Genomic DNA, 19625 nt, shown 5'->3' on the forward strand with positions numbered 1-19625 from the left:
CTAAAAGAGAGGGGGGACAGTCAATGTAACGGGCTTCGACGACCTCGCTCTTGCTCCCCCTCTCTTTTAGGAGAGGGGGCCGGGGGGTGAGGTTGTCTTCACGATCCCACTCCCCTCGAACGAAACACCGATCCAATGCTCTTGCTCGCCCGGCTGGCGATTGGCTTCACAAATCTCAGAGTGATTATCCCCATGAAGAAATGGGAAACCGCTTGTAATCGGTGGTGGTTGAAAATCTTCGCCTCGGAAATCCAGTCGATCACCACGAAAAACACCGGGGTAAGCACGATCCCGAAAATGGTCACGCCGAGCATCCCGCCGAACACAGCCGTGCCCAGAGCCTGACGCATTTCGGCCCCGGCGCCTGTCGCCAGCATCAACGGCACGACACCGAGGATGAACGCCAGCGAGGTCATCAAAATCGGGCGAAACCGCAGGTGACACGCCTCCAAGATGGCCGTGCGACGATCCATGCCCCGGTCTCGCGCCACCTTGGCATATTCCACAATGAGGATCGCGTTTTTGCACGCCAGCCCGATCAAAACCACGAAGCCCACTTGTGTGAATACGTTCACATCCTTGCCCGAGTAGGCGACCGCCGCCAGCGAGCCGACCACGCACACGGGAACGACGAGGATCACCGCCAGCGGCAGTGTCCAGCTTTCGTAGAGGGCGGCCAGCACCAAAAACACGAAGGCGACGGAGATGGCGAAGATGATCGTTCCCGTGTCCCGCACCCGACGTTCGATGAAGAAGAGTTCGGACCATTCATAGCCCATTCCCTTCGGCAACTCCGTTTCAGCCAGACGTTCCATCACTCCCATCGCATCCCCGGAACTGACGGCCGGGGCCAGATTGCCATTTACCGTTGCCGACGGGTGCATGTTGTGCCGGGTGATGACCAGCGGGCCGCTTTCCTCCCTCACTTTCAGGAGGGCGCCAAGCGGAACCATCTGGCCCAGATGGTTCCGGATCTTGAGTTTGCGGATGTCATCCAGTTCATTGCGATACTGCTGCTCGGCCTGCACGTTCACCTGCCAGGTGCGGCCAAGGAGGTTGAAGTCGTTCACATAACGAGCGCCGATCGTTGCCTGCAACAGCCCGAACACATCCTTCAGTTCCACTCCGTGCGACAGGCAGGCGGTGCGGTCCACATCCAGAAAAATTTGCGGCGAATTCGTGCGATACACCGTGAACAGCCCGACGAGACCCGGCTGTTGATTGGCTTTCTCGATGAAGTTTTCCGTCTGCCCTTGAAGCATGCGCGGACCGACATCCTCTTTGTCCTCAATCATGATGCGAAAGCCGCCTGCCCGCCCGAGGCCGGAAACAGCAGGCGCGCCGAAGATGTTCACTTGGGCCTCGGGAACCGCCTTGGCGACGGCTCCCCGGAGTTTCCCGATAATCGCTTCGGAGTATAGTTCCGGTGTCTGGCGGTTTTCAAAACTATCGAGAATGATGAACATCGACCCGAAGTTGGACCCATATGCGGACAACACAAAGGAGTTCCCGGACACGCTGTTGACGTGCTTGATCCCCGGTGTCTTGAGGGCGATGTCCGAAATTTTCCGGATCGCCTCTCCCGTTCGCTCGGACGAGGCCGAGTCGGGCAATTGAATACTGGCGATCAGATAGCCCTTGTCCTGTTGCGGAATAAACCCAATCGGCAGTTTTTGGTAGCCCCACACACCTGCCGACAACAAGCCGACATATCCGGCCAAAGCCAGCAACGGCACGCGGATGGCGATGCCGACGCTCTTCACGTAGACATAGCCCAAACCGCCGAAACACTTGTTGAACAGCCAGAAAAACCATCCTAGCAAGAGATTGAGGAACCGGGTGAACAGATCCTGCCGGCCCTTGGTCGGCCGAATAAGCAAGGCTGCCAGGGCCGGGCTGAATGTGAGGGAATTGAACGTGGAAATCAACGTGCTGACGGCGATGGTGACCGCGAATTGTCGGAAGAACTGCCCGATGATTCCCTCGATAAACGCGCAGGGAACGAACACAGCCACCAGAACAACGCCCACCGCAAACACCGGACCGGTGACTTCATGCATCGCGGCAATGGTTGCGTCCCTTGGAGCCAGCCCTTTTTCCACCTGATGCTGCACGGCCTCGACGACCACGATGGCATCATCGACCACAATCCCGACCGCCAGCACCAGCCCGAACAGTGTCAGGTTGTTCAGCGAATAGCCAATCACCGACATGACGCCAAACGTGCCGATGATGGCCACCGGCACGGCCGCCAGAGGGATGATCGCGGCCCGCCAGCTTTGCAGAAACACCAGCACCACAATGGCGACGAGGAGGATGGCATCCCGAAGTGATTTGAACACTTCCCAAATGGATTCTTTGATAAACGGCGTCGTGTCGTACCCGATCTCGTATTGAACCCCGGCGGGGAAGGCGAGACTCGCCCGCTCCATCGCCTCCTTGACGGAATCACCCACTTCAAGGGCATTGGCTCCTGTCAGCAGGAAGATGGCCAGACCCACGGTTTGCTTGTTGTCGAATTTATTCGATACATCCTGGACCTTCGCGCCAAGTTCGACGCTGGCCACATCCCTGATCCGGACAACCTGGCCGTCTTGCCCGACCTTCACCACCACATCCCCAAATTCTTCCACCGTGGACAGTCGGCCCAAAGCCGTCAGCGTGATTTGCAATTGCTGACCGTCCCCGACCGGCGGTTGTCCCACCTGCCCGGCGGCGATCTGGGCGTTTTGTTCCCGCAGGGCGTTTACCACGTCGTTGGCGCTGAGGTTGCGCGAGGCCAGTTTCTCCGGGTTGACCCAGATTCGCATGGCATAATCACGCTGCCCGAAGACTGTCACATCGCTGATGCCGGGCACGCGGGACAATTCGTCCTTGACTCGCGTGACCGCGTAGTTGCTCATGTAAAGCTGGCTGTAGCTGTCATCCGGTGAGTTGAGGGACACCGTCATCAGAATTTCCGGAGACCGTTTTCGCGTGGTCACTCCGGTGGCCCGCACGACATCGGGCAAGTTCGGCAACGCCAGATTTACCCGGTTTTGCACGAGAATCTGGGCAAGATTCAGGTTGGTGCCGATTTCAAAGGTGACGGTAAGCGTGTACGATCCGTCCGACGTGCATTGGGAGGTCATGTAGAGCATGCGCTCCACACCGTTGACCTGTTGTTCCACAGGCGAGGCGATCGTTTCCGAGACGACCTTGGCGCTCGCCCCCGGATAGTTGCAATCCACCTGAATCGTCGGCGGGGTGACCGGGGGATATTGCGACAACGGCAGCGTCGGCGCGGCAAGCAATCCCGCCAGCGTGACCACAATGGACAGCACGCTGGCAAAGATGGGCCGGTCGATGAAGAAGCGGACGAACAAGGTAGGGAACAGGGGTTAGGGTTTGGGGTTTGGGAAAACCCCTTTGTTCCGGGAAGTATGGGCATGGCGGGGCGAGGAAACGGTCTCTTCACCACCCCTTTTATTTGTGGGCGGGTGTTTCCGCTTTCGGCGTGGCGGCCGCCGTTTCTGATGAGGGCTTCTTGGTTTCGGCGGCCTTCGGGGCGACTTTCACACCCGGCCGGACCCGTTGCAGACCGCTGACGATCACGCGATCACCGGGTTGCACCCCTTCGATAATCACTCGATCTTGTTCCACTTGCTGGCCAATCTTGACCCGCCGGTAAACCACTTCATCCTTGTCGTTCAACAAGTACACATATTTTTGCCCCTGATCGGACCCGAGGGCTTCCTCCGGCACCAGAATCGCCTCGTGGGGACGGCCCACGGGAAGACGAACACGAACAAACAGGCCGGGGGACAACAGGTGAATAAAGGCATCCGGAGCCGGGACGGCCGGCGGCGATTGCGTGCTGACCGAAACCACTTCGGGAGCCGGGATTTTTTTCTTGGGGTTGTCCAAAATGGCCCGAACTCGCAGCGTTCCCGTCGCCGGGTCCACTTTGTTGTCGATGAAATCGATCACGCCCTTTTGGGAGAATCCATCCTCGTCCGCGAGACCAATCAACACTTCCATTTTCCGGCTGCGGGCCGAATCAACTTTGCCGTCTTGAATCAACCGACGAACTCGCAACATCGTTCGCTCGTCGATGTCGAAGTTCGCATAAATCTGATCCAACGCCACGATGCTGGTCAATATGGTGTCGTCGGCTTTCACCAAGTTGCCCTTGTCCATCATCCGGCGGCTGATTCGCCCGGAAATGGGGGCCGAAATCTTTGTGAACTTGAAATTGGTTTCCGCCAGATTACGAGTGGCCTTCGCCAGACTGAGAGAGGCGACGGCCTCATTCCGGTCACCGGTCACACGGTCAAATTCTTCTTGCGTGACCGCCTTGGTGCCGACAGCCGTTTGGAGGCGGTCATAATCGAGTTGCAACCGATTAAGCCGGGCTTGGGCTTGGGCCACGTTCGCAATCGATTGGTCGAGGGTTGCCTGATAGGTGCGGGGGTCAATGTCAAACAGGGGTTGATCGGCGGTGACTTCCTTGCCGTCCGTGAAGTGAATCTTGTCCACATATCCGCTCACGCGGGCACGAACGTCCACCATCAGGATCGGTTCGGTCCGACCGGTGAAGTCTTCGTAATCGGTGACGATTTGTTTGACCGGGGTTCCGACGATCACTTCTGCCGGTTTGGTCGGAGCAAGAGCCGGTGCGGGCCGGGAGCAACCCGCGAGAAAGCCAAGGCCAAGACCCAAGGCCAGTGTTCCAAGGATTCGCCGACGCATTCTGCACCTCACCACTACTCAACAGGAGAGTAGAGTCATCTTATCACAGTCATTGAGCGAAGACAGAAAGACCCTCAACGGGAATACCGGGCTGAAATCGAGAGCTTACAGGGAAATTGTCTGATATCCGGGAATGCTCGTCAGGTCACGGACATCTTCGACGAAGGCCGGAAGAAAACCATTCAGTTTGTCCGCGTCAAAAACCGACAAGCAAATTTTCACCCGCCGGTGTTTTTTTTCCCCTTCGGGTGTGTTATCCTCGCCCATCAACTAATGGAGGTTTCACTCATGCGATGGATCTGGGGCGTGATCGGGACCGCTTTGCTGGCCGCCACAACAATGGCCGCCGAGTTCAAGGCGGGGGCGTTTGCCCAAGATGTGACGCCGAAGAAATTTCCAATCTCGGTCAACGGCAATTTCAGCGATGTGCAGGCCACGGCCGCCCATGACCCGTTGCATGCCCGCTGTCTGGTGCTGGATGACGGCACGAAAAAGCTGGCCCTCGTGATCGTGGATAGCTGCATGATCCCCCGAGAGTTGGTGCTGGACGCCAAAACCCAAGCCGAAAAGCTGACGGGCATCCCCCCGGAGAACATCCTGATCGCCGCCACGCACACGCATTATGCCCCGACGCTGGGCGGTGTGTTCCAAAGCGAACCAAGCGAGGAATACGTGAAATTCCTCGCCACCAAGATTGCCGAGGGCATCAAAACCGCCCATGATCGCCGGGAACCCGCCAAACTCGGATTCGGCCGTTCCAGCGATCCGACGCAGGTGTACAACCGGCGCTGGAAACGAGAACAAGCCCTGATCCCGCCGGACCCGTTTGGCAACACCACTGACCAAGTTCAAATGAATCCCGGCCATCAAGCGAAAGGGTTGCTCACTAATGCCGGCCCGGTGGACCCGGAGATTTGCATGGTGGCTGTCCAGACCGCCAAGGGCGAACCGCTTGCGTTATTTGCCACTTATTCGCTGCATTACGTTGGAGGATTCCCGGCTCTCTCGGCCGATTATTTCGGGGCCTTCGCAGAACGCATCAAGCAACTGGTGGCCCCGGAAAATAAGGAATTCGTCGGGGCGATGTTTAACGGCACCAGCGGGGATGTGAACAATATCAACTTCGATGCCCCGCCCGCGAAAGCCGGCCCTGGCGAACGCATCCGCATTGTGTCCGAGAGCGTGGCCAAAAACACGGAGACGGGGTACCGCAAAATTGAATACAACGCGGCTCCGACACTCGATTCAAAGATCAAAGAGCTAATGTTAAAAGTTCGTAAGCCAGCGGCGAAAGACGTGGCGGATGCCAAAGAGACGCTGAAGGATTGGGACGGCAAGAAGAATCTCGTCGGCTCGAAAAATGTCTACGCCCGCGAAACAATCAAGCTGGTCGATTTCCCGGATGAGGTGCCCGTTACTGTTCAGGTGATGCGAATCGGGGATATCGCCATCACCTCGATGCCTTGCGAAATCTTCACCGAAATTGGCTTGGACATCAAGAAGACCAGCCCGTTCAAAAAGACCTTCACCGTCTGTCTGGCCAACGGTTACAACGGCTACCTGCCGACTCCCGAACAACACGCCCTTGGCGGTTACGAAACTTGGCGGGCCAGATCAAGCTATCTGGAAGTGCAAGCCTCGGTGAAGATGACGGCGGCGGCGAAGGAACTGCTCGCGGCGATGAATCGCTGAACGGTTGGCGGTAGGCGGTGGGCCGTGAGCCAGAAAAAGACTGGCGGTTGTTTTTGTTTAGCTCATAGCTCACGGCTTATATCGCCTCCGGCCCTCGTTCGCCGGTGCGGATGCGGACGCAATCGACGAGCGGGACGATAAAGATTTTCCCGTCGCCGATGCGGCCCTCGGCCCCCGTGCGGCCGGCCTCCATGATGGCGTTTACCGTCGGTTCCACGAAGTCTTCGTTCACGGCAATTTGCAACTGCACTTTGCGGACAAGGTTCACCGACAACTCGTGACCGCGAAACGCCTCGGTCTGCCCTTTTTGACGGCCAAAGCCGTACACATCCACCACTGTAAGCCGAAAGACCTCCACCTTGTTGAGGGCTTCCTTCACGGCTTCCAGTTTCGCGGGCTGGATCGTCGCCAGAATCAATTTCATACGTTCAGTGCTTTCATTTCCGCTGTTTAGCCCCCGCTCACGGGCGGGATCAGGGCGACGGCATCCGTCGGGCCGATGGGGCGGTCATCGCTCACATATTCATTATTCACGGCCACCAGCGATTTGGCGAGGATGGCCGCCGCGTCCGGCCAGCGTCCGGCGATGACGGCACGCAACTCACCGGCCGTCATGCTTTCCGACATTGGCAGGTCGATCTGGCCGTTTCCCAAGATTTCCCTCAGACGGGCGAACACTTGAATTTTCATGAGGACACCCGTTTCGTCCAAGGTCGGCGCAGATGATCGGTGAGTTCCGGCATGAGGCCGTAAGCCATCGCCAGATATTGCACCGGATGCAAGGCCCGTTTGCCGGTCCCTTCCTGCATTTGCAATCGACAAGAAGAACATTCGGAGGAGCCATACAGATGCTTTGGCCGACTCAATTCATCCAGCATGGGCTTGCCCGCCAGCAACGACAATTCACGGTTTCCGCGTTTGAGGCCGTACATCCCGGCCATGCCGGAGCACGAGACATCAATGGTTTCCACCCGCAATTCCGGGATGAGCGAAAGCAACTCCGGCCCGCGCGGCTTGCCCGGCCGGGCCTTCACATGGCACGGCACATGATGCCCGAGCGAAACCGGAAGCGGTTGAAAGTCGCGGTTCAACTTGCCTTGATCGTGCAATTCGCCCAACAGAGTGGTGAGTTCGATGGTGTTGTCGGCGATTAGTTTCACCTCGGGGGAATCCGAGAGATTCAACGAATCCAGTTGAAAAAATAACGCGGCCGTCGGCTCGGAGCAAACGATCTGGTGTCCTCGCCGCACGGCGTCCGCCAACACGCGGGTATTTTTGCGGAGCCGTTCGCGGGCGATGTCGGTATCCCCTTGGGCGAGGGCGGCGGCTCCCGTGCCGATCTGCCCGGCGGGGACAGTCACGGGCAGGCCGTTGTGCTGCATCACGCGAACGCTGGCCTCGGCCACCGTGGGGTCGAAGAGGTTGGCATAAGTGTCCGCGAAGTAGGCATATCCTTTGGTTCCCTCGGGCAATGGCTTGGTCCACCCGCGTCGGCGGGCCTTGCCCATGAAGGTCCAAAACGCAAGACTCGGCAACGTGCGGTGCCGGGAAAGACCGAAGGCTTTTTCGAGAACCCAGCGAACGGATGGCTGACGAAGGAGGATGTTCGTCGTGATGGCGAACCGGCTGGCGATCCGCGTGAGGCCATCAATGCGGGCGAGCATCCAGTCGGTTCGCGTCAGCCCGTGCTTCGCGTGCTGGGCGGCCTTCACTTCCAGCATCAGTTTGGGAATATTGGCCTCGCCGGGGCATTCCTTGCCGCACATGCGGCAGTTGACACACAGGTCCGCAACGGGTTTGACCGCCGGTGAATCGAGTGTGAAATCCGGGTTCGACAACACTTCTCGCAGCAGATTGATCTTTGCCCGCGGGGAGGCCGATTCCCCGCGAATGACACGAAAGATCGGGCACATCCGCTCGTCAGGTTGTTGGGTCCGGCATTGGCCGCAAGCATTGCAGGATTGCACCAAGGCCGCTGGTTCCTCCGGTTTCCAATCGAGCAGTGGCAGCGGTTTGGCCACGAGGGGAATGGCGGCTGCCGGGCGAAAAGGCCAGGCCGGCCGGCTGGGGTCCGGGCCGATGATTTTGCCGGGGTTGAAGATTCCTCGCGGGTCGAAGATGCGTTTGACATCCCGATAAACGGCATACAGATCGCCGGTTTGTCGCTCCACCCACGGCGTTCGCGCTAGCCCCACGCCATGCTGCGAGGAGACGGTTCCTCCCAGTTCAATGACGAGGGAGTGCAATTCCTCCGCGACTGGCCAGAGTTTGGCGAGATCGGCCGGCTGGTCGGCATCCAGCAACGGCCGGAAGTGAACCTGTCCGGTGGCCACATGAACGATGGTCGTCATCAACAATTCGCGGCGGCGAAAGATATGCTTGGCTCTCGCCCAAAGTTCCGGCAGCCGATGCGGTGAGACGCCCGCGTCCTCGACTCCGGAAAGCGGTCGCGGGCCGGTGTTGCGGCCATGCGGGGACGGCAGCGACCGGCGGCGCAAATCCCACAACTGCGAGACATCCTCCGTGGTTTCGGCCAGTACGGCCGGGATGGCTTCCGTGCTGCGGCGTTCGAGATCAGCGAGCAACTGTCGAAGACGATCACGGGCTTCCGACGGGCTGTCCCCCTCGAACTCCACGATCACGACTGCCTCGGTGTCAGGAGAAACCAACCTCGCCACATTCTCCGAGTGCATCCGGGCAAGGCCGATCAACCGGCGGTCCAGCATCTCGCAAGCGGCCGGTCGGTGATCGGCCATCAGCAGGCCGGTTTCCAGTGCCGCTTCCACCGAAGAAAACGCAAACAAAGCCGCCGACACGCCCCCGGCGAGCGGAACCGTGCGAAGCGTTCCCTCGGTAAACAGGCCAAGCGTTCCCTCGGAACCGACCAAAACCGGCGTCAGGTCGGCAAGATTCCCCGATGGCAAATGATACCCGGCGTGATCGAAGCGATGTTGGCGGACGGGCGGTTCGGGAAGCGAGGCGATCACCTCCCGCAATTGGGCGGCGATCAACGCCGGACGGGAGGATTCAAGCCCCATGTCCGACGCGGATGAAATAGTGGAATCATCCCACAACACCTGCAAACTGGCGACATGATCGCGTGTCGAGCCATGCAGGTTGGCCCGGTTGCCGGAGGCGTCTGTCGCCCACATGCCTCCCAAGGTGCAGGCGTTCTCGCTGGCGGTGTCGATGGCAAAACGCCGGCCGGTCTTCCGCAGTTCGTTGTTCAAATCCCGCAGGACAACACCCGGTTGTACTCGCGCAAAGTCTGGGCCAATTTCCAGAATGTTTCGCAAATGAACGCTGCAATCAACGACGATGCCGGACCCGAGGGCTTCGCCGGCGAGACCCGTGCCGCCGCCGCGAGGAATGATCGTCAAATCGTGTTCGCGGGCGTAGGTCACCAGCACGCGCATGTCGTCGGTGGTTTGCGGTTCCGCAACGGCCAGCGGTTCGAGGTGGAAAAGGCTGGCGTCGGTCGCATACAGGCGACAACGCAACGGATCAATATGAAGGTTGCCGTGAAAGAGCTTGCGGAGGTCGTCCCGGAGCCGTTGACGGGTGACTGATCGGTCCAAGGACGGTTCCTCCCCGCTGGCCGGGAATCAGCCGACGGGCCGGGAATGGGTGATGAGTCCCATGACTTCCTGCCGGGAGGCAGTGCTGGTTTGATAAAGCCCGCGGGCGGCGCTGGTCACGCAAATCGTGCCGGGCTTGCGAACCCCCCGGATCGTCATGCAAGAGTGGCTTGCCTCGACCACCACCAGAACGCCACGGGGAATCAATTCGTCCTGCAACAAATCGGCGATTTCCTGCGTCATCCGTTCCTGCACTTGCGGTTTGCGGGAAACCCCCTCGACGACGCGGGCCAGTTTGCTGAGGCCCACCACCCGCCCCGTGGGGATGTAGGCAATGTGCGCTCGGCCGGTGAACGGCAGCAGGTGATGCTCGCAGAAACTGGAAAATTCGATGTCTCGCTGAAGGACCATCTCCTCGTGATCAACCTCGAAGGTTTTCTGGAGATGGACGCGAGGGTCGGCATGCAACCCGGAGAAAATCTCGGCGTACATGCGCGCCACGCGGTCCGGGGTTTCCAACAAACCGTCGCGATCCGGGTTTTCGCCGACAGCGATGAGGATTTCCCGAACGGCCGCCCGAATTCTCGCCTGATCCACGCCGGTGTCAGCCGGGACTGCCGTCGTGGAGGAAACCTGGACGTGACCGTTGGTGAGGGAGGGTTCGTGGAGGCGGTCGGTCTTGTCCAAAACAGCACTCATTTCCGGGATCGGGCGGGCGCACAAGCCACTATTAGCGAGCTTTTCCCGTGACGGCCATTGGTCAATGGGAAATCACCTTAATCATTGTACCGCACACAATCTTTGTGGCCGGTGATCCGGGCGGGAATTTTTAATGACTCCGGCCTCCGGTCGATGATCCGGCCCGGAATTGCCGTTTTGGTCGGAGTTTCACGGGGAATTCACGGCAAGGTTCCTAAAATAGCCGGACCATCCTCCCGTGCCTGAGAATGTTCACGTCATGCCGTCCACGAAAAAAAGCAAGCCGGAAGCGCCTTCTCCCGTCGGTTATCGGATGCCCGCCGAGTGGGAACCGCATGCCTCCACGTGGCTCGCCTGGCCGCATCAGGCGTCCGACTGGCCGGGGCGCATGGCGCCGATTCCGTGGGTGTATGGCGAAATCGTCAAGCATCTTAGCCGTGTTGAGCACGTCAACATTCTGGCGAATAGCAAACCGAAGGAAGAGGCCGCCAAAAAGATGCTGATCAAGTTCGGGGTTGATCTCGAACAGGTCACTTTCTGGCAATGGCCCACGGATCGCGTCTGGACCCGCGATTCCGGCCCCACCTTTGTGGTTGACGGCAAGGGGCAAAAAGCCCTGGTCAATTGGAAGTTCAATGCGTGGGCAAAGTACGACAATCATTTGTCCGACGCCGCCATTCCCGGCCGCATTGCCAGAGCCACGAAACTCCCATTTTGGCAACCGATGTTTCGCGGCCAACGGGTCGTCCTTGAGGGAGGCAGCATCGATGTGAACGGGGAGGGCCTTCTCATGACCACTGAGGAATGCCTCCTGAGTTCTGTCCAGGCCCGTAATCCGGGGATGACCCAGACGGACTATGAAAAGGTTTTTGCCGAATATCTCGGAATCGAAAAAGTGTTGTGGCTTGGCCGGGGCATCGCCGGGGACGACACGCACGGCCACATTGATGACATCGCGCGTTTCGTTGGCCCTCGCCGGATTGTGACCGTCGTTGAAGACAACGAAGACGACGACAACTACGCCCCCCTGCGGGCCAACCTCGAACGGTTGCACGGCATCACGGACGCCGACGGCGGCAACTTCGACGTGATCCCGCTGCCAATGCCCTCGCCGATCATTTTCCACAAGCAACGACTCCCGGCGAGCTACGCCAACTTTTACATCGCCAACGGATTGGTCCTTGTTCCGACATTCAACGACGAGAACGACCGTTACGCCTTGGGCATCCTCGGGGAAGTCTTCCCCGATCACAAAGTGATTGGCATCCACTGCGGCGACTTTGTGTATGGTCTGGGAACCCTGCACTGTATGACACAGCAAGAGCCAAAGTGAAAATGAGACCAAGACCTTTTAGCCGCAGACTGAACGTGGATTCGGCCAAAACCAAAACAGATAAAACCCGTTTTCGCCACGGTTTGAACGCGGATTCAGACAAAAGACAGGAATAAAATCAGATAAGCAGAATGAAGATTGATAAGTAGTTGGCGTTGCCTTGTCCGGTCTCCCATCTTCCCCTGATTTGGTTTTCTGACCGCATTTGTGTTCAATTCGCGGCTAAAAATGTCTTGACCCTTTGCGCCGTAATCTGTGGCGACAGCACAAATCCGACCGGTTGCGTGGGATGTTCCGAATATATCGGCCCTGACGGCCCTGTCAGCCTTCCAGTTTCCACCAATTCGCATTGCGATGCCTGTTAAGCCAAGTATGATTGGCGTGTGGCCGAAGCCATGCCGGTCGGGCAGGACGTGCGGGCTGGGCAAGCTGGAAAAACCATGTTTTTTCGGGATTTGCTAAAGTTCGTGTCCCTTCCCCTCTCCTCCGTATGACCGGATCCGGGATCAGGATCGTCCCCTGCTGTATGCCACAGATGAGTTCTTCGGAACTCCCACGAGTCAACCGAATTTCAGGCCCTGACGTAATTATTACGAGGGCTTGACCTTCGGGGGAAAATGCTGGGGACACCGCTTCCCCACAGACTCACACACGGACTCGTCCGTCGCCCCCGGCGATGGGGTTCGAGATGGTGAAAGCGGTATCCCGAGTCGTAACTACTTTGTTGTTCAACCGGACGCGGCGACCATGGTTCCAACCTCGTTTACTCGCAAGTTCCTGATCGTGCTGGCCTTCGTGGTCTGCATATTCTACCTTGCCTTCCGACTGCTCTTCACCATCAACATGTCAGGACCGTATGCGATCACCGCATCCGTCCTCCTTTATGTGGCCGAGTTGTTCGGCATCTTCAACTTGTTCCTCTTCTTCCTGCAAGTGTGGGAAGTCTCCGAGCCGCCGGCCCAGCCAGTTCTTGAGGGACGCACGGTGGACGTGCTCATCCCCACCTACAACGAAGACGTCTCCCTGTTGCGAGCGACACTCGAAGCCTGTGTGCGGATGGATTATCCGCACAAGACTTACGTGCTGGACGACGGTCAGCGTCCGGAGGTCGAGGCTCTCGCCCGCGAACTCGGCATCCTATACATCAAGCGTCCGGACAACCGGCACTTCAAGGCCGGGAACCTGAACAACGCCTTCGAGCGGACCGACGGTGAATTCGTCGTGATCCTCGACGCGGACCACGTTCCCGAACCGCACTTCATCACCCGGTTGATCGGTTACTTCCGGGATGAACGCCTCGGCTTCGTGCAAACGCCGCACGCCTTCTACAACTTCGACTCTTTCCAGGCCCGGCTCGACCACAAGAACCGAAAGTATTGGGAAGAAGGTCACTTGTTCTATTACGTGATCCAGCCGGGCCGCAACCACTGGGAATGCCCGATCTTCGCCGGATCGGCCGCCATGTTCCGTCGCGGCGCCTTGCGTGACATCGGGTTGATCGCCACCGAAACCATCACGGAAGACTTGCACACCGGCCTGCGGATGAACGCCAAGAAGTGGCGTTCGGTGGCCATCACCGAACGTCTCGTCGCCGGTCAGGCCGCCCCGGATATCACCACTTTCCACGCCCAACGGCTGCGGTGGGGAACTGGCAACCTGTCGATCATGAAGTTCGACAATCCGATCTTCACCAAGGGACTGACGTTCACCCAACGACTCTGTTATCTCGGGTCCATGCTCCACTGGGCGAGCGGGCTTTTCAAGCTCATCATCTACATCACACCGATCGCCATGCTCTTCTCGGGCGTGCCGCCGGTGCGGGAATTTACCCGCGAACTGTTGATTATCACCTTGGTGTACCTGCTCGTTTCGCTCACCACGATGAAGATCGTGAGCAACGGGTACGGGTCGATCATCAACTCCGAACTGTTTGCGATGGTGAACTTCTGGACGCAGATGAAATCAACCTTCCGGGCCATCTTTGGCATCGGCAGTCGCAACTTCGGCGTGACGGCCAAGGGGGCCGCCGCCGTTCGGCAACGACAGCAAAAATCGGTGTGGCCGTTTATCCGTCCTCAGACGTATCTGATTATCCTCAGCGTGCTGGCGTTGTTTTGGGGCTGGAGCCGCCCGATCCTCGGCATCTCGGATGACTGGTTCAAGCCGGTGGTTCCCACCATCTGGGTGTTGATCCACTTCTGGCTGGCTTACAAGGTGACGCAACGGGCCTTCTGGCCGGCTGATCGCCGACTCACCACCCGGCACGTCGTGCACGTCCCGGTGGAATACGAAACCGCCCTCGGCTCGTCGGCCCCGCCTCGCTACGGCGTGACGGTTGACTTGAACGACACCGGGATGGCCTTCGTGGCCTATGAGAAGTTCAACGCCGGGGACATTCTGCGAGTGATCATCCGCGGGGCCGGTGAAGTTATCAAGTGCAAGGGAGAAATCCGCACGGTCAACGAATTGACGCGGGGAAGCCAAGCCGAGGGTGTTCGCTATGGCGTGCAGTTCCTCAACCTGACCTCGCCGCAAGTCGACGCCCTGAACCGGCTCTGTCTGCATTACGGCGTGCCCCGGATGTACAGCGAGTACGAAAAGAACCGTGGCGGCGTGTTTGGCGCCTTCACCCGGTGGCAGGGTCGCGGTCTGGCCCAGCGCCGGATCGAACATCGCAATCAGTATCACATGCCGATCATCGTCAACAGCGGTGTGACGGAAGACACAGCCCAGTTCAGCACGACCGAAGACCTCACCCGGACGGCCGTGGCCGTGATGTTGGAACACGACATTCCGAAGAACACACAGATCGGCTACCTGATGTCCACGCCGATGGGCGACATCCGGGGCACGGCCCGCGTCATGCGGACCAACCCGGAACAGTATGGCGGCAAGACCTACCACCGGTGCGTGCTGGAGTTCAACGATTTCGAGGCCCAGGGCCGCACGACGCTAAACATCATCGTGAACCCGAACGACGCCCGGCCGATGACACAGGCCCTCAAGCCCGACCGTCGCCCGATCCTCGTGAAGATGGCCGGGCCAACGCTCGTGGCCGTGCTGATCGCCATTCCGCTGATCCTGGCCCAGAGCGGGATCTTCCAGTTCTACCACAAGGATGACTACATCCTGCGGAACATCAGCAAGAAGAACAAGGACCAACTCACCGCGACGGATGAAACCGAGGTTAAGCGAATCTTTGAATCGACGATGAAGGACAGCAACCCCACGACAGACCGCTTGGTGTTGCTGATGAACGCCTTGAAGGTTTATAACCTCAAGCAGGACCAGCTTTCGGTGGCCGAACGACTGGCCACTCGAAACACGTCCGACCTGACCCTGCAACAGTCGCTCATCTACGCCCAGATGCACGCGAACCGATACGAAGACGCGAAACTGACCTACGAAACCCTGATGGAAAAGGCCAACAAGCTTCGTCCGGAAGATCGGCTGGCTCTCAAGCTCTCCGGGGCGCGGGTGGCCGAGGGCGAGGGGAATTTGAAGACAGCCGTGGAACGTTACAAAGAACTGTACGCAGACAATCCCGATTACTTCTTGGAAAGAGGTCAGGCCGGCGCGGTTCCGCTTCGCCGGGAATACGCCGGGGTGCTTATCAAGGCCAATCAATACGAAGACGCCAAGGTTGTGTTGGAATCTGCTCCCCCGGAAGATATCGAAGCCCGCAAGATGCTGGTCGCCAGTTATTTGCTGCAAGGACGGCGCTATGCGGCTGACGAATCGCTGCCCGAAGCAACGCGGAATGACAAGTCGGCGTCCGAGTATGCCAAGGCTGACGAACAGGTAACCAAGCTGCAGAACTTTACCGTGTCGAGGCCCGGCCAGTCGCTCTCAGAGGCCGAGCGTGCATCGCTGTCCGATACCGCTGAGAAAATGCGGGCCGATGTGTTCATGGCCAAGCAATCCTACACCAACGCCGAAGCCATCATTCGGAAAATGGCGACCCTGTCCAACGCCGATCCGGCTTTCGCCGACCCGGACTTGCAGCGCCGGTTATACCAAGCCCAGCTTGGCAACAAAGACAACATTGGGGCCATGACGGGCTTTCAATCCCTCCTGCAACGGAAGGACTTGCCCGATGCGGTGAAACTAGACGCTCAGCGAGGGTTTTTGGACGCTTCCTCCGATGTCAGCGTGCAGGTTGATGAAAAGACCAAACAAACGGCGATTGAGATTTACAACGAATGGTCCGCCAAGCCGATTGACGACGCGGTTTATCTGGCCCGTCTCGGCTGGGTGCTGCAACGATCCAAGGAATTCGACAAGGCCACCCGGGCGTTGGAACTGGCCAAGGACAAGGAGCCGAAAAACTTGGACATTCGCAAGCAATACGCGAATATCCTGCTGGCTTCGGGCAATCTTGACCTCGCCGCCGACGCCTTGAAGGGGATTAACGAGTTCAAAGCCCAGGAAACGATGGCGAGCCAGTATTTCAAACGCGATGATCTCAGCAAGGTCGTTCTTGTGTTGAGGTCGATTCTGAACAATTACAAGGTTGGCGACCCGAACAAGGACGGAACCAAGGTAACGGCCGACGATATGCGGAGGGTTGAATTGATCATGGGCAAGGCCCTCACGCTGGTGGCCCTTCGCACCACCCCCGAAACGGGGCCGAAGACCGCCTTCCTCCCGGCCATTGAGCATTACGAAAAAGCGGTCAAGACATACCCGACCGACCGGCAGTTCCCGGCTTTCCTGGCTCACACAAAGCTGTTTGCGGCCGACCGCACCAAGGACGCCAAGGACTATGCGGATGCCTTGAAAGGCTTCGAGGAAGTCATCTCCAAAGGACAGTGGAATGCGGACCCTGTGGCCGCCCGCGATCCGGCGAACAAGGATGTGGACTTGGCCATGAAGTCCAAAGTCGAGGCGGGCTTTGTGGATGCCGCCGCCGGTTTGCTGGGACGCACCCCGGAGGGAACGAAGGCGCAGCTCACGCCCGAACAAGTGAAGATCGCCCAGCGTCTTGCTGCCGAACGGCTTGCGGACAAGATCACCAACGTGCGGGTGGACAGCCGCCTGGCATGGGTGCTGGCCAAGTCGGAAGATCCTCTGGCCGTCACCCAGGCCAAAGAACTGATGAACCGGGCGTTGGCGGCCAAGCCGGTCGATGCGGAAGATCGGAAGGAACTGGCCGACACATTTGCGGCCGCGAAGGAGTATGGCAAAGCCGCGGACTTGTTGAAAGATTCGGCCAAAACTTACGAAGACCGCAAGAAACTGTTTGAACTGTACGCTGGTGCCCGCGAATGGAAGCAAGCCGCCGACGAGATGAAGCTGGCGCAAGCCCTGCCCGGCATCAAGGATGCGGACCGCAAAGAAGCCAGCAAGAACCTGGCCAAAGTGACCGCTTGGAGCGGCGAACACAAGGAGGCTCTGGCGCTCATTGAGAAGGCGATTGCGGAAGATCCGACCGATACGAAGATGAAGGCATTCAAGGCCGACGTGACGTTGTGGTCCAGGGATTATGACGGGGCGTTTGACTTATACCAGAACCTCCGTCGGCAGAATCCGACTGACTTGGAAATCACGAAGGGGTATCTGAACGCGGCCGCCAAGACGACCAAACCGCTCAGTGAAGTGGAACGACAAACCATCATGGCCCTTGCCGAATCCACAAAATCGCCCGAGGCCGACGATGCCTTGTTACAAGCTCGCCTGGCCGAAGTGTTGTCCGTGAAGTTCGAGGACAAGCTGACGGAAAAGGCCAGAGATTTGGCGATCAATGCCTTCAAGAAAAAGCCGAAGGACCACATTATTCGCAAGGAGATCGGAACGATTCTGGCGAGCAAGAACATCGCCTTGTTTAAAGAAGCCGATGACATGTTCGCCGGGACCGAACTGACCGGGGATGAACGCAAGACTTATATTTCGATCGCCTCGCAGGCCGAGAACTTCGAGGCCGCCCGGCGACAGGCCCGGATGTATCTGGCCGAGCAAGTGCCCGGCACGCCGAAGGAACGGGAGGCCCGCCGGTTGCTGGCTGACGTGCTGACTTGGAAGGGCGATTACGAAGAAGCCCTGGCGATTTACGAACGGATGCTGGCGGTCAAGAACGAAGACAAGGATCTTCGGGTGGACCTTGCCGAGGTGAACCGCTTCTGGCAGAACTATCCGGTTGCCCTGCAACTGTATGCGAAACTCCTGACCGAGCAGTTCGATAACGAACAGATGTGGATCGGCTTCATCGACGCGGCCTCCAGCGCCCCGAAGATCGAAAGCCAGAAGGAATTGCTCCTGAAGGTCTATGATCGGTATCACCCGGCCCTGAAGGACGCCCGGCGATTGTCGCGGCTGGCGTGGGTGATGTTGCGTCTCGGCGAGGCCGGCAAGGCAAACCTGTTGCTGACGCGGGCCGTGGCGACCAATCCGCCGCAACCGGCCGTCCGCAAGGAACTGGCCGGGGTGCTGGCCGCCGCCGACCGTCGGGTGGAGGCCATCGAGATGCTGACCCCGCCGTTCGTGTTCGGCACGCTGGACATCAAGGAAATCTTGAACCTCACGGACCTGTTGACGGCCGAAAGCCAACTGAAGGAAGCCGAAGCCCAACTGGCGAAGGTGGTGACCGATAGGTCCGACAAGAAGTACCGGCTGCGTTACGCCGAAGTGCTGCTGTGGAACAACAAGTACGCGAAGGCCCAGGAGATTTTCGTCAAACTGATCGCCGAGTTCCCCGAAGACGAAATGATTCAACTGCGGCTGGCCCAGACGTACCTGTGGTCCAAGGACTACCCGACGGCTCTCCGGCGATACACGGACCTGCTGGCCCTGCGGCCGACGGCCACCCGCCGGGAGGACATGATGGCCAACCCGGAAGTGTGGCAGGGTTACATTGATGCGACGGCCGGAGCTGTCGGCGAATCGCTTCGGGAGTTCCCGCGACGCAACATTGGCCCGTTGCTCTCGACCTTCCAACGCGATCAGGTGTTCAAGGCCTATGACTACATCACGACGGTGCAGGCCAAGATCATGGGGGAAAACAAGACGCAAATGGACAAAATGTTGGCCCTCGCCACGGACAAAGACCCGACCTATGAAGTCCGCCGGAAACAATTGCAGGCCAAGAATGACGTGCGGGTGAAGGGGTTGGCCGAAAGCATGGGCCGGTTGGGGCTGATGCTCGGCTTGTTGGGCGACCGCGACCGCAGCACCGGGGCGTTCGGAGCGGCTCTCGCCATCGACCGAACCAACCGGGATGTCTGGTTGCAATATGCCCAAGCCCTCACCGCCCTTGGTGATGACAGACGGGCGATGACTGTGTTCGACTGGCTGCTGGCCACGCGGGACACAACGTTGCCCAACCCGAACCCAGTGAATTCCAACTTGCTCACGCCGGAGGCGGCGAACCCAAGCAAGCTGAGGTAACAGGTTTGAGTGAACTCAGGGAGGGACTCGTGGGGGACCGGGCTTCAAAGCCCGGTCCCTTGTTTTTTGCGCCAGCCAGCCGCCACTTCGAGGATTGTGGCCGCATAAGACTTTTGCCCGGATCGCGCTTGCCCCGACGCTCGGATCGTGGTAAGTTTGATGAAGATTGAACTCTCCCCCGCATCCGTTGGGATGCCCCGCCTGAATAC

At 58.8% G+C, this 19625-nt stretch carries 9 protein-coding genes; 3 read left to right on the plus strand and 6 right to left on the minus strand.

Translation table 11 applies throughout. The features are described 5' to 3' along the window. Positions 1-98: 98 nt before the first annotated feature. Complete coding sequence (locus BGIM_RS0101985; protein WP_020468124.1) at positions 99-3365, minus strand: efflux RND transporter permease subunit; 3267 nt, start codon at positions 3363-3365, stop codon at positions 99-101. A gap of 100 nt (positions 3366-3465) precedes the next feature. Next, positions 3466-4731: an efflux RND transporter periplasmic adaptor subunit gene (locus BGIM_RS0101990; RefSeq protein ID WP_020468125.1), complete on the minus strand. Its 1266-nt coding sequence runs from the start codon at positions 4729-4731 to the stop codon at positions 3466-3468. A 288-nt stretch (positions 4732-5019) separates the two neighbouring features. On the opposite strand from BGIM_RS0101990, the gene BGIM_RS0102000 reads away from it, so the two are divergent. Then, positions 5020-6423 (plus strand): hypothetical protein, encoded by a 1404-nt coding sequence (locus tag BGIM_RS0102000; protein WP_020468127.1) that lies wholly within the window; start codon positions 5020-5022, stop codon positions 6421-6423. Between the two features lie 76 nt (positions 6424-6499). Here the strand turns inward: BGIM_RS0102000 and BGIM_RS0102005 are convergent, their stop codons facing one another. Genes BGIM_RS0102005 through folE form a run of 4 tightly spaced genes read right to left on the minus strand, consistent with a single transcriptional unit; the run spans position 6500 to position 10700 of the window. After that, the gene (locus BGIM_RS0102005) at positions 6500-6847 is read right to left on the minus strand and encodes a P-II family nitrogen regulator (protein WP_020468128.1); all 348 of its coding nucleotides are present in this window, start codon (positions 6845-6847) and stop codon (positions 6500-6502) included. 26 nt (positions 6848-6873) lie between these two features. Then, positions 6874-7113 (minus strand): MoaD/ThiS family protein, encoded by a 240-nt coding sequence (locus tag BGIM_RS62460; protein WP_020468129.1) that lies wholly within the window; start codon positions 7111-7113, stop codon positions 6874-6876. Next, a complete protein-coding gene (locus BGIM_RS0102015) occupies positions 7110-10001 on the minus strand; it encodes an FAD-binding oxidoreductase (protein ID WP_020468130.1) in 2892 nt (963 codons plus the stop codon). The genes BGIM_RS62460 and BGIM_RS0102015 overlap by 4 nt, the downstream gene beginning before the upstream one ends. A 27-nt stretch (positions 10002-10028) precedes the next feature. After that, a complete protein-coding gene (gene folE / locus BGIM_RS0102020; protein ID WP_084759645.1) occupies positions 10029-10700 on the minus strand; it encodes a GTP cyclohydrolase I FolE in 672 nt (223 codons plus the stop codon). Positions 10701-10959: 259 nt separating this feature from the next. Between folE and BGIM_RS0102025 the strand changes: the two genes are divergently transcribed. Beyond that, the gene (locus BGIM_RS0102025) at positions 10960-12033 is read left to right on the plus strand and encodes an agmatine deiminase family protein (protein ID WP_020468132.1); all 1074 of its coding nucleotides are present in this window, start codon (positions 10960-10962) and stop codon (positions 12031-12033) included. A gap of 747 nt (positions 12034-12780) precedes the next feature. Next, a complete protein-coding gene (locus BGIM_RS48280) occupies positions 12781-19416 on the plus strand; it encodes a glycosyltransferase (protein ID WP_020468133.1) in 6636 nt (2211 codons plus the stop codon). Positions 19417-19625 lie beyond the last annotated feature (209 nt).

The organism is Zavarzinella formosa DSM 19928 (assembly GCF_000255705.1).
In the GTDB taxonomy this organism is placed as follows: Bacteria; Planctomycetota; Planctomycetia; order Gemmatales; family Gemmataceae; genus Zavarzinella; species Zavarzinella formosa.

Coding starts and splice junctions, on each gene's coding strand:
- BGIM_RS0101990 (WP_020468125.1), bottom strand. CDS start 4,731: ATGCGTCGGCGAATCCTTGGAACACTGGCCTTGGGTCTTGGCCTTGGC.
- BGIM_RS0102000 (WP_020468127.1), top strand. CDS start 5,020: ATGCGATGGATCTGGGGCGTGATCGGGACCGCTTTGCTGGCCGCCACA.
- BGIM_RS0102005 (WP_020468128.1), bottom strand. CDS start 6,847: ATGAAATTGATTCTGGCGACGATCCAGCCCGCGAAACTGGAAGCCGTG.
- BGIM_RS62460 (WP_020468129.1), bottom strand. CDS start 7,113: ATGAAAATTCAAGTGTTCGCCCGTCTGAGGGAAATCTTGGGAAACGGC.
- folE (WP_084759645.1), bottom strand. CDS start 10,700: ATGAGTGCTGTTTTGGACAAGACCGACCGCCTCCACGAACCCTCCCTC.
- BGIM_RS0102025 (WP_020468132.1), top strand. CDS start 10,960: ATGCCGTCCACGAAAAAAAGCAAGCCGGAAGCGCCTTCTCCCGTCGGT.
- BGIM_RS48280 (WP_020468133.1), top strand. CDS start 12,781: ATGGTTCCAACCTCGTTTACTCGCAAGTTCCTGATCGTGCTGGCCTTC.